The sequence below is a fragment of the Sphingomonas sp. genome, from assembly GCF_035317925.1.
Lineage (GTDB): Bacteria > Pseudomonadota > Alphaproteobacteria > Sphingomonadales > Sphingomonadaceae > Sphingomonas_I.
Window position 1 is genome coordinate 1 of sequence record NZ_DATHFV010000150.1, and the last position, 11,396, is coordinate 11,396.

At 67.3% G+C, this 11,396-nt stretch carries 8 protein-coding genes; 7 read left to right on the forward strand and 1 reads right to left on the reverse strand.

Features of this window, described 5'->3' with window-relative positions:
* Positions 1–416, forward strand: a 416-nt coding sequence (locus VK533_RS11360; protein WP_324377681.1) for a putative PEP-binding protein, incomplete at its 5' end; no start/stop codon positions are given.
* On the forward strand, positions 413–2,104 hold the full coding sequence (gene nagE, locus VK533_RS11365; protein ID WP_324377683.1) for an N-acetylglucosamine-specific PTS transporter subunit IIBC: 1,692 nt from the start codon (positions 413–415) through the stop codon (positions 2,102–2,104). The genes VK533_RS11360 and nagE, both read left to right, overlap by 4 nt.
* Here the strand turns inward: nagE and VK533_RS11370 are convergent.
* Positions 2,098–3,777: a tetratricopeptide repeat-containing sulfotransferase family protein gene (locus VK533_RS11370; protein ID WP_324377685.1), complete on the reverse strand. Its 1,680-nt coding sequence runs from the start codon at positions 3,775–3,777 to the stop codon at positions 2,098–2,100. The two genes, nagE and VK533_RS11370, sit on opposite strands and share 7 nt — an antisense overlap.
* A 123-nt stretch (positions 3,778–3,900) precedes the next feature.
* Here VK533_RS11370 and VK533_RS11375 point away from each other — a divergent pair, with 123 nt between their 5' ends.
* The 5 genes from VK533_RS11375 to VK533_RS11395 all read left to right on the forward strand — a co-directional run bounded on the left by VK533_RS11375 (position 3,901) and on the right by VK533_RS11395 (position 11,140).
* A complete protein-coding gene (locus tag VK533_RS11375; protein WP_324377688.1) occupies positions 3,901–4,515 on the forward strand; it encodes a TetR/AcrR family transcriptional regulator in 615 nt (204 codons plus the stop codon).
* A 295-nt stretch (positions 4,516–4,810) separates the two neighbouring features.
* On the forward strand, positions 4,811–5,212 hold the full coding sequence (locus tag VK533_RS11380) for a hypothetical protein (protein ID WP_324377689.1): 402 nt from the start codon (positions 4,811–4,813) through the stop codon (positions 5,210–5,212).
* Positions 5,209–6,459: an efflux RND transporter periplasmic adaptor subunit gene (locus VK533_RS11385; protein WP_414712301.1), complete on the forward strand. Its 1,251-nt coding sequence runs from the start codon at positions 5,209–5,211 to the stop codon at positions 6,457–6,459. The genes VK533_RS11380 and VK533_RS11385 overlap by 4 nt, the downstream gene beginning before the upstream one ends.
* A gap of 59 nt (positions 6,460–6,518) precedes the next feature.
* The gene (locus VK533_RS11390) at positions 6,519–9,698 is read left to right on the forward strand and encodes a multidrug efflux RND transporter permease subunit (RefSeq protein ID WP_324377691.1); all 3,180 of its coding nucleotides are present in this window, start codon (positions 6,519–6,521) and stop codon (positions 9,696–9,698) included.
* 11 nt (positions 9,699–9,709) lie between these two features.
* Positions 9,710–11,140, forward strand: a complete 1,431-nt coding sequence (locus tag VK533_RS11395) for a TolC family protein (protein ID WP_324377693.1) — start codon at positions 9,710–9,712, stop codon at positions 11,138–11,140.
* Positions 11,141–11,396: the final 256 nt, after the last annotated feature.

Below are 11,396 nucleotides of genomic sequence, written 5' to 3' on the forward strand. Positions count from 1 at the left end.
CCTTGATCGCCGAGACGTTGAGCCGGGAAGCGGCCTTCTTCTCGATCGGCAGCAACGATCTCAGCCAATATGCGCTGGCGATGGATCGCGGCAATGCGGGCACCGCCGCCGGCCTCGACGCGCTCCATCCGGCGGTGCTGCGGCTGATCCGCTTTACGGTCGAGGGCGGCAAGAAACAGGGGCGCTGGACCGGCGTGTGCGGCGGTGTCGCGGCCGATCCGTTGGCGGTGCCGATCCTCGTCGGTCTCGGCGTCACCGAATTGTCGGTCCCGCCCGCCGCCGTGGCCGAAATCAAGCAGGTGGTGCGCCAGATCGATCTGGAAAGCGCGGCCATGCTCGCCGCCAAGGCGTGCGACGCGCCCGACGCGGCAACGGTGCGCGCGCTGGTCCGGGCCTATATGGAGGAGAGGGCATGAAGCTCTCGCTGGAATCGCTGCAGCCGCTCGGCCGGGCGCTCATGCTGCCGATCGCGGTACTGCCGATCGCCGGGCTGCTGCTGCGTCTCGGCCAGCCCGATCTGTTCAACCTGCCATTCGTCGCGGCGGCGGGCGGCGCGGTGTTCGACAATCTCGGCCTGCTGTTCGCCGCCGGCATCGGCGCGGGCCTCGCGCGCGACGGCAATGGCGCGGCCGCGCTCGCGGGGCTGGTCTGTTTCCTGATCGCGACGCGTGGTGCGGCCACCTTGCTGCTGGTGTCGCCTGACGTGATCGCCAATCTCGCCAAGGATGCCGCCGATCTTGCGGCCGACGCCTGGCGTACCAAGGCGATCGCCAAGCTTTCGGTGCCGATCGGCATCCTCTCCGGTCTCGCGGCGGGCGCGGCCTATAATCGCTATTCCGGCATCAAGCTGCCCGATTATCTGTCCTTCTTCGGCGGGCGGCGGTTCGTGCCGATCGTGTCGGGTTTCGCCGGCCTGATCCTCGCCGCGATCGTCGGCTTCGGCTACGCGCCGATCGCCGCCGGGGTCGACGGGCTGAGCCGCATCGTCATCCATTCCGGGCTGGTCGGCCTGTTCCTTTACGGCGTGTTCAACCGGCTGCTGATCATCACCGGGCTGCACCATATCCTCAACAATGTGGTCTGGTTCATCGTCGGCGATTTCCATGGCGCGACCGGCGATCTCAAACGCTTCTTCGCGGGCGATCCGACCGCCGGCAGCTTCATGGCCGGCTTCTTCCCGGTAATGATGTTCGGCCTGCCCGCCGCCTGTCTCGCCATGTACCGCGCGGCCCTGCCCGAACGGCGCAAGGCGGTTGGAGGGCTGCTCTTCTCGATGGCGGCAACCGCCTTCCTGACCGGCGTGACGGAGCCAATCGAGTTCAGCTTCATCTTCCTCGCGCCCGCGCTCTATGCGCTGCACATGGTGCTGACCGGCATCGCCTTCGTGGTGATGGACCTGCTCGGCGTGAAGCTCGGCTTCACCTTCTCCGCCGGCGTGCTCGATTATGCGCTCAATTTCTCCAAGGCGACGCGGCCCTTGCTGCTGCTGCCGGTGGGCGCGGCCTATTTCGCCCTCTATTATTTCGCGTTCAGCTTCGCGATCCGCCGCTTCGATCTGAAGACGCCCGGCCGCGAAGCCGAAGCGGCCGCCGCCAACGTCGAAGCCGGCGAACGCGGCGCGGCGTTCGTCGCGGCGTTGGGCGGTTCGGCCAATCTGGCGACGATCGATGCCTGCACCACCCGGCTGCGCCTGGTCGTGGTCGATCAGGGCAAGGTCGACGAGCCTCGGCTCAGGGCGCTGGGCGCGCGGGGCCTGCTGCGGCCGAGCGCGCAGGGGCTGCAGGTCGTGCTGGGGCCGATCGCCGATCAGGTCGCAACCGAGATGCGCGCCGCCGCCGGCACGCTTGCCGCGCCTGCGGCCGCGCTGCCGATCGCGAGCGTCGATGCCAAGCCGTGGCTCGCGGCGCTGGGCGGACGCGACAATGTGATCGAAGCAGGCGCCGCCTCCAGCCGACTGTGGCTGAAGTTGCGCGATCCGGCCAAGCTCGACCGAGCCGCGCTGACCGCGCTCGGCACCAACGCGATCGCGACGCCGGGTCAGGACATCGTCCATCTGATTGTCGGTGCGTCGGCCGAGCCGATCGCGGCCAGCCTGCTTCAGTAGCCGCCACGCGCGATCGCAGGCGCCAGTGTTTCCATCACCGGCTTGAGCAGGCCTGCATAGTTGCGCCAGCGGCCGATCGCGCGGCCATGCAAGGGTTCGCGCACCTGCGCATAGCTTGGGGTCGGTGCGTGGCGGGGGCTCTGGTGGAAGGCCTGCTGTGCCGGTTCAGCGCCCAGGCCGAGAAAGGCCATCAGCCGCTTGGTCTCGCGCTCCTGGTCGGCGATGAAGCTTTCGTAGCGGAAGCGATAGGGTTCGATGCCCGTCGCGCGATAGCTTTCGGTCAGATCCGACACCGCCGCCAGATGGTGCGCGGCATCCTCCAGCCGATAAGTGCAATGGAAGCCGTGGGTCATGTCGTGCTGCATCGCCGACACGATCACGTCACGCGGATCGCGCGACACGGCGATTAGTGGCGCGTGCGGAAAGGCCAAGCGTATCAGCGGCAGATAGACCTCGTTTAGCGGCATCTTGTCGGTGAAGAAATCCGTACCCTCGGCCAGCAGTCCATAAGCCTGCGCGCCGCCGAGATAGAAGTCGCGCAGCTGCGCCGAGGCGTCCGGGTCCTCCGCAAGCCGGTCCAGCGCGGCGAGGAAAGGCATCCCCGTCATCCGCTCGATCAGGGCGGGAAACTGGCCGACAAAGGGCAGTTCGCCCCCGGGGCGGATCCGTGAATGGCTCGCCAGCACCTGTTCGGTCAGGGTCGTGCCCGAGCGGGGAAAGCCGAGAATGAAGATGGGCTGGGGCACGCCTTCCCGCGCTACGGCACCGGTCCGGGCCGCTGCCCTGTTGGCGAACTCGGCCAGCGCTGAGAGTTGCCGTTCGACCGTCGGCGCATCGTAAGCGTGTCGGCGCGATTGGCCGAGCGCGGCTTTCGACGTCGCCGCATCGTTCCAGGCCTCGTCGTAACGCTCCGCCCGGTCCCGCAACCGTGCGCGCAGCAGCAAAGGCGTGCCGGCAAGGTTCGGTACGGCGTCGAGCAGCGCCAGCCCTTCGCGCCAGCGCGGCGTGCGGCTGAGCAAGTGAGCGCGTTGCGCCTGAACGTCGCGGCCCTGGCGCAGGGCCAACGTTTCTGCGCGATCGAGCAAGGCCGTCGCCCGGTCGAACTGATCGCGTTGTTCGGCCAGCTCGGCGAGATGGACGGCGGGCGCGAGCAGATCGGGCGCGGCGTCCACCGCCGCCTGCAGCAGCGGCTCGGCTTCGTCGAGCTTGCCCTGGCGCATCAGATTGCGGCCGAGATTGGCGAGCAATTGCGGGTGCAGCCCCGCCAGTTCGATCGCCCGCTGGAGGTGCCGGGCGCCGGGAACGAGCATCTCCTGCTCCGACAGGATCGCGCCGAGCATTGCATGCGCGTCGGTATGGCCATCGTCGGCGGCGACCGCTTCGCGCAGCACCTGCTCGCCTTCTTGCGACCGGCCGCCACCCAGCAACAGGCGGGCGAGATCCCCGCGCGGCCATTGCTTGTGCGGCGCGAGCGCGATCACGCGCCGCAGCGTGCGCTCCGCGCCGGATGCGTCGCCAAAACGCTGCTGGCAAAGGAATAGGATTTCGAGCGCGTCGGCATCGTCGGGATCGGCCGCGATCGCATCCCGTGCCAGTTGCTCCGCGACAGCGAATCGCTCCTGCCCGATCGCGGTGCGGGCGCGTGTGATCCGGTCCTGATTGTCGCCGCCCATGGCATGGCTCTATCCTGCGCGAGCGCGCCGGAATAGAGGCTGACAGAGAGTTGCGAAGCCTTTCAGTCTCTTGTCGCAAGACCGCTGGACGTAGGCGACAACCCTCACTATATACCGTCCGGTATGGAAAGCGTTCTCGCCTGTTTGGCGCCCAAGGGGCGTCCCCGTGAATTTGATATCGACGAGGCGCTGACGGCTGCGCTGCGCGTCTTCTGGCGCCGCGGCTATGAAGGCGCGTCGATGGCGGAGCTCACCTCGGAAATGGGTATCGCCAAGCCCAGCCTCTATGCCGCGTTCGGCAACAAGGAAGAGCTCTTCAAGAAAGCGCTCGACCTCTACGAGCGCGAGAAGATGGCCTATATGGCCGAGGCTCTGAAAGAACCGACCTCGCGTCAGATGGCCGAACAGCTGCTGATGGGTGCGCTCGCGATGCAGACCAGCAGTTGCGATCCCAAGGGCTGCCTTGGCGTGATCTCCTCGGTCGCGTGCGGGCAGGAGGCATCGCCGATCCGCGACTGTGTGATCGAACGTCAGAAATCGTCGCGCAACGCGCTGATTGCGCGACTCGAAGATTATCAGAGGGATGGCGATCTGCCGGCGGACATCGAGCCCGAAGCGCTCGCCCGCTACATGACGGCCGTGCTCCAGGGCCTCTCGGTTCAGGCCGGCGCGGGCGCTTCCGTGCAGGAACTCAAGAGCTTGGTCGATATGGCCATGCGCACCTGGCCGGGGCGTTGAATTAAAAATTACCAGGCGGTATAAAAAGCCGTTGACGCAACGCAGCAGAGCGTTATATACCGATCGGTATCGAAGTGGCGAAACCTGCAGGGAGGCGCCTCGCATGAAGAAACCGATCAGTTAGTCCAAGCGGACTTCGGCCCGCATCATTCATAACCGGGATTGCTCCCGACGCGAGGCGTAGAGCCGCTCGCCGTCGTGGGCTTCGCGCACCGTTTTTCGGATTGGGCGCGGACGCAAAACTGCGTTCGCGCGATCGGAGGCGGCTGCCCAAGATAGAAGAAGGGAAGACGTCATGGCATTTCTCGATCAAGCATCCGCCTTCGCGGTCGACGGCGCCCATGCGGTGCCCGCCCCCTGGGCGGCGCATGATGAAGGCCGGACCGATTTCAGCGCGCTGGAATGGACGGTGATCGCCTTTTCGCGTCGTGACAGCATCGCCAGCCTCAGTTCGCCTGGCCCGATCGCCCGTGCGCTTGGCGGCCTGTTCGGTCTCGGCCGGCAGTCGACGCTCGCCGATCCGCGGCTCGAGGCGCTGCGCCGGATCGCGGTCCACGCCTGGCACAAGGGTTACACGCTGCCGGTTTCGGAGATCAAACGCTTCCTCGCCGCCGGTTTTTCGGCCGGCCAGTATGAAACATTGCTCGCGAGCGTCGCCATCAAGCGCACCGAGCGACGCCGGAGTATCGCGGCATGAACATGCTTACCCATGATATCGAGGCGGCGAATGACGACCGCCTCGGCCGATCGCGCAACGTCCGCAACGGCAGCATCGCGATCGTCGCCCTGCTGCTCGCCGGTGGTGCGTGGAAGCTGACGCATCAGGCGCCCGCCACCGCCGCGCCGCCGCCCGCCAGCGTGACGATCGCGAGCCCGCTCGTGCGCGACGTGCGCGCCTGGGACGATTATATCGGCCGCTTCGCGCCGTCGAAGACGGTCGAGGTGCGCCCGCGCGTCTCGGGGCAGGTGGTCGGCGTCCATTTCAAGGACGGCGACATCGTCCGCCAGGGGCAGTTGCTCTTCACGATCGATCCGCGTCCGTTCGCGGCGGCGCTCGCCGAAGCGCGCGCCAATGCCGCCAGTGCGCGCAGCACGCTCGCGCTCGCCCGGTCCGATCTTGCCCGCGCCAACCGGCTGGTCGGCGACGAGGCAATCTCGGCGGGTGAGGTCGATGCCTTGAAGGCACGCGTCCAGGCGGCCGAGGCTGCGGTCGCCGCTGCCGATGCACGCGTTCGCGAGAAAGCGCTCGATACCGAATTCACACAGGTGCGCGCGCCGATCACCGGCCGCATCTCCGATCGTCGCGTCGATGCCGGCAACCAGGTTGCGGGCGGCGAGGGGACGACCGGCAGTCTGCTGACCACGATCAACGCGCTCGACCCGATCTACTTCTCCTTCGACGGCTCGGAAGCCTTGTTTCTCAAGGCGCAGCGTGCGCGTGCCGCCGGCACCGCCGCATCGCCGGTCGAGATCCAGCTGCAGGACGAAGCCGGCTATCGCTGGAAGGGCCAGCTCGACTTCACCGACAATGGCCTCGATCCGCGCTCCGGCACGATCCGTGGCCGCGCCGTGCTGCACAACCCGAACTATTTCCTGACCCCGGGCATGTTCGGCAATATGCGGCTGGCGAGCGGCGGCACCCAGCGTGCCTTGCTCGTGCCCGATGCGGCGATCCAGACCGATCAGGCGCGCAAGACTTTGCTCGTCGTCGGCCAGGATGGGAAGGTTGCGGTCAAGCCGGTCACATTGGGTCCCGTCGTCGACGGACTGCGCGTGATCGCCACCGGCCTTCTACCGACCGACAAGGTCATCATCAGCGGCACGCAGATGGCGCTGCCCGGCATGCCGGTCCAGGCGACTGCCGGCAAGATCGCGCCTGAGGCGAATGCCGACGCGCCGGCGGCGGATGCGCCCGCGGCGGCGGAAGCCACCTTCGCGCATTAATTCGCTTCCGGGCCCGCTCCCCCCCCGAGGCCCGGAAGCGATCCAACAGGACAAAGATCATGCGCCTTTCGCGCTTTTTCATCACGCGGCCGATCTTCGCGGCCGTGATCGCCATCGCCATCACGATCGTGGGCGCGGTTGCCTATTTCGCGCTGCCGATATCGCAATATCCGGACATCGTGCCGCCGACCGTGACCGTGACCGCCAATTATCCCGGCGCGAGCGCGGAGACGGTCGCCGAGACGGTCGCCGCGCCGATCGAGCAGGAGATCAACGGCGTCGACAACATGCTCTACCAGTCGTCGCAATCGACTGGCGACGGCAAGCTCGTCATCACCGTCACGTTCAAGATCGGCACCAATCTCGATGCCGCGCAGGTGCTCGTGCAGAACCGCGTCGCGGTCGCCGTGCCGCGCCTGCCGGAGGAGGTGCAGCGCCTCGGCGTGGTCACCAAGAAGACCTCGCCCGACTTCCTGATGGTCGTGAACCTGATCTCGCCCGACAACAGCCTCGATCGCGGTTACATCTCCAACTACGCGCTCACCCAGGTCCGCGACCGGCTCAACCGCGTCGACGGCGTCGGCGACGTGCAATTGTTCGGCAGCCGCGATTTCTCGATGCGCGTCTGGATCGATCCCGGCCGCGCCGCCGCGCTCGGTCTGACGGCCGGTGACATCGTCTCCGCGTTGCGGGCGCAGAATGTGCAGGTTGCGTCCGGCGCGCTCGGTCAGCCGCCCTACGCCAATGGCCAGGCCTTCCAGCTCAACGTCGAGACGCAGGGCCGCCTGACCGATCCCAAGCAGTTCGCCGACGTCGTCGTCCGCACCGATCCCGACGGGCATCAGGTGCGTGTGTCCGACGTCGCCCGGGTCGAATTGGGCGCGCAGGATTACGGCACCAACACCTATCTCTCGGGCAAGCCGACCGTGATCGTCGCCGTCTTCCAGCGGCCGGGATCGAACGCGCTCGCCGCCGCGCAGGGCGTGTCGGCCGCGATGAAGGACATCTCCGCCAAATTCCCGCAGGGGCTGGCGTACAAGGTGATCTACAACCCGACCGAGTTCATCTCGCAGTCGATCGACGCGGTGAAGCACACACTCGCCGAAGCGATCCTGCTGGTCGTGCTCGTCATCATCGTCTTCCTCCAGAAATGGCGTGCCGCGATCATCCCGGTGGTCGCGATCCCGGTCTCGCTGATCGGCACCTTCGCGGTGCTGGAGGCGGTCGGCTACTCGCTCAACAACCTGTCCCTGTTCGGGATGGTGCTGGCGATCGGCATCGTCGTCGACGACGCGATCGTCGTGGTCGAGAATGTCGAACGCAATCTCGAGCGCGGCCTGACCCCGCTCGAGGCGGCGCGCACCTCGATGGACGAGGTTTCGACCGCGCTGGTCGCGATCGTGCTGGTGCTGTGCGCGGTGTTCATTCCCACCTTGTTCCTGAGCGGGCTTGCCGGCGCTTTCTATCGCCAGTTCGCGGTGACGATCTCGTCCGCGACGATCATCTCGCTTGTCCTGTCGCTTACGCTTTCCCCCGCGCTCGCGGCGATGCTGCTCAAGCCGCGCGACGAGCATCCCAGCGGTCCTCGCTGGCAGCGCGCGCTGCGCAATGCCGGCGACCGCTTCAACCATGGCTTCGAACGGCTGAGCCAGGCCTATGGCCGGATGACGCACCGGTTCGTGCTGCGGCCCAGGCGCATGATGCTGGCTTATGCCGGTCTCATCGCGGTCACCGTGGGCGTGTTCTGGGCGACGCCGACCGGCTTCATTCCAGCGCAGGATCAGGGCTACTTCCTGACCGTGATCCAGCTGCCGCCAGGCTCGTCGATCGCGCGCACCGACGCGGTGATGAAGAAGGTCGCGGCCCGCATATTGCCGCTCAAGGGCGTATTGGGTTCGGTGATGCTCGCGGGCTTCGACGGCCCCTCGCAGACGCTCGCGCCCAACACCGCCGCCGCCTACGTGCCGCTGATGAGCTTCGCGGAGCGCAAGAAGCTTGGCGTCTCGCTCGGCAGCATCATGGGCGAGGCGCAGAAGGCGACCGCCGACGTCACCGAGGCGCGTCTGCTGATCGTCCCGCCGCCGCTGATTCAGGGCATCGGTTCGGCCGGCGGCTATCGCATCATGGTCGAGGACACCGGCGGCCACGGCTATGAGGATCTGGGCAAGGTCAGCTACGGGCTGATCGGTCAGGCCAACCAGACCAGGGGCCTGAAGCAGATCTACACCTTCTTCGCGACCAACACGCCGCGCATCTTCGCCGATGTCGACCGGACCAAGGCGAACATGCTGGGCGTGCCGCCGGAGCGGGTGTTCGAGGCGCTGCAGGTCTATCTCGGATCCGCGTTCGTCAACGACTTCAACCTGCTCGGCCGTACCTATCGCGTGACCGCACAGGCCGATGCCCGCTTTCGGAACACGCCCGCCGATATCGCCAACCTGAAGACGCGGTCGAATTCCGGTGGGATGGTACCGATCGGTTCGGTCGCGACCTTCAAGGACAAGACCGGCCCGTATCGCGTGACCCGCTACAACCTCTTCCCGTCGGTCGAGGTCGATGGCGACACCGCGCCCGGAACGTCCTCGGGTACGGCGCTGAAGACGATGGATCAACTGGCCGACAGCACGTTGCCCGCGGGCTACAGCCACGAATGGACCGGCATCGCCTATCAGCAGAAGGCTGCCGGCCACACGTCGGGCATCGTGTTCGCGATGGCCGTAGTGTTCGTCTTCCTCGTGCTGGCGGCGCAATATGAAAGCCTGACCTTGCCGCTGGCGATCATCCTGATCGTGCCCATGTGCCTGCTCGCGGCGATGACCGGCGTGAACCTGCGCGGCATGGACAATAACGTCCTCACGCAGATCGGGCTGGTCGTGCTGATCGCGCTCGCCGCCAAGAATGCGATCCTGGTGGTCGAATTCGCCAAACAGGCGGAGGAAGAGCAGGGCATGTCGCCGGTCGATGCCGCGGTCCATGCCGCGCGCACCCGCCTGCGGCCGATCCTGATGACCAGCTTCGCCTTCATCCTCGGCGCAGTGCCGTTGGTGCTCGCCAAGGGCGCGGGTGCGGAACTTCGCCAGGCGCTCGGCACGGCGGTGTTCTTCGGGATGATCGGCGTGACCGGCTTCGGCCTGATCTTCACCCCGACTTTCTATGTCGTGTGCCGCGCGCTGGGCGATCGTTTCGCCCGCCGCAGCGGCGGCGGCCAGCCCAGCCTCGCGCTGCAGCCGGCCGAATAAGGACGCATGTCATGAAATACGCTGCACTGTTCCCCGCCGTGTCCGCGCTGGCGCTTGCCGCCTGCGCCGCCGGTCCGAACTACGTCCCGCCCTTGCCGGTCGTCTCCGCCCAGGCGCCACTCGCCGTTGCAGGTGCGCCGATCAGCGAGGCGCAGACGCCCGCGCAGTGGTGGAAGCTCTACGACGATCCGGTCCTCAATGGCCTCGTCGCCGATGCGCTCGCCGCCAACACCGATATCCGGGTCGCGGTCGCGCGGCTCGATCGCGCCAAGGCGTCGTTGCGCGCGGCGCGCTCGGACCTGCTGCCGCAGACGACGCTCAGCGCCAGCCCGGCTTATGGCCGCTTGCCCGCCGACCAGCGCCTGCCTGGCACCAAGCGTGACGATTGGCAGGTCGATGCGGGGCTCGACGTCTCCTACGAGCTCGATCTGTCGGGCCGCGTGCGGCGTGAGATCGAAGCGGCCCATGGTGATGTCGGCGCGGCGGCGGCGGATGCCGATGCCGTCCGCGTCTCGATCGTCGCCGAGACGACGCGCGCTTATGTCGAGGCCGCTTCCGCCGCCGAGCAGATCAGGGTTGCGCGTAATATCGTCGACCTGCTCGATCATTCGACCGGCATCACCCAGAAGCGTTTCGAGGCCGGCCGCGCCGAGAAGCTCGACGTGTCGCGTCTCGCCACTCTGGCGGAGCAGCGCCGCGCCGAGATTCCTCCTCTCGTCGCCGAACGCGATGCCGCGCTCTATCGCCTCGCGATGCTGACCGGCCGCACGCCGGACGCGCTGCCGCCAGCGGCGACCACGCGCGACACCACACCGACGATCGGCCAGCTCATTCCGGTCGGCGACGGCGGCACCCTGCTCGCACGCCGGCCCGACGTGCGCGCGGCCGAACGGCGGCTGGGTGCGAATACGGCGCGGATCGGCATCGCCACCGCCGAACTGTACCCGCACATCGTGCTCGGCGGTTCGATCGGCCAGTCGAGCACCGGTTTCTCGGATCTGTTCGGCGGCGGGCCGTTGCGCTGGCTGCTCGGCCCGCTGATCAGCTGGAACTTCCCCAACACGTCGGCGGCACGCGCACACATCGCCGAGGCCAAGGCCGATCGCGACGGTTCGCTCGCCAGCTTCGACGGCACCGTGTTGCGTGCCCTGCAGGAAACCGACACCGCGTTGTCGGCCTATGCCCAGTCGCTCAACCGGAAGCAGGCGCTCACGGCGGCCCGCGACGATGCAGCGACGGCGGCGCGGATTGTCCAGGCGCGGCAGCGCGAGGGGCAGGTCGATTATCTCACCCTGATCGACGCCGAACGCACCAACGCCGAGGCGGAGGCTTCGCTCGCCCAATCCAATTTCGCGGTGGCGTCGGCGCAGGTCGATCTGTTCCGCGCACTTGGCGGCGGCTGGCAGAACCAGCTCGCGGGCCAGACCGGCGCCGGCAAATAACCAGGCTTTGCCCGCCTGAGATCCTCTCTCAGGCACCCTGAACTGGCCCGGACGCGAGTCCGGGCCATTTTTTCACGCTTCGAGATCAGACTTTATTAGAACGATCCGCGGAAGCCGAAGCGGCCCGACATGATCCGCTGACCATCGGAGCGCGTCTCATACTGGCCCGACGCGATGAAGCGGAAGCTCGACGAGCCCACCGACGCGCTCGCGCCCCCGATCCAGCCGCTCTTGCGGTCCTCCGGCAGCAGCGTGA

Bases quoted from the DNA above. Each gene is read 5' to 3' on its own strand.
- VK533_RS11370 (WP_324377685.1), bottom strand. From the start codon at position 3,777: ATGGGCGGCGACAATCAGGACCGGATCACACGCGCCCGCACCGCGATC.
- VK533_RS11395 (WP_324377693.1), top strand. From the start codon at position 9,710: ATGAAATACGCTGCACTGTTCCCCGCCGTGTCCGCGCTGGCGCTTGCC.
- nagE (WP_324377683.1), top strand. From the start codon at position 413: ATGAAGCTCTCGCTGGAATCGCTGCAGCCGCTCGGCCGGGCGCTCATG.
- VK533_RS11390 (WP_324377691.1), top strand. From the start codon at position 6,519: ATGCGCCTTTCGCGCTTTTTCATCACGCGGCCGATCTTCGCGGCCGTG.
- VK533_RS11380 (WP_324377689.1), top strand. From the start codon at position 4,811: ATGGCATTTCTCGATCAAGCATCCGCCTTCGCGGTCGACGGCGCCCAT.
- VK533_RS11385 (WP_414712301.1), top strand. From the start codon at position 5,209: ATGAACATGCTTACCCATGATATCGAGGCGGCGAATGACGACCGCCTC.
- VK533_RS11375 (WP_324377688.1), top strand. From the start codon at position 3,901: ATGGAAAGCGTTCTCGCCTGTTTGGCGCCCAAGGGGCGTCCCCGTGAA.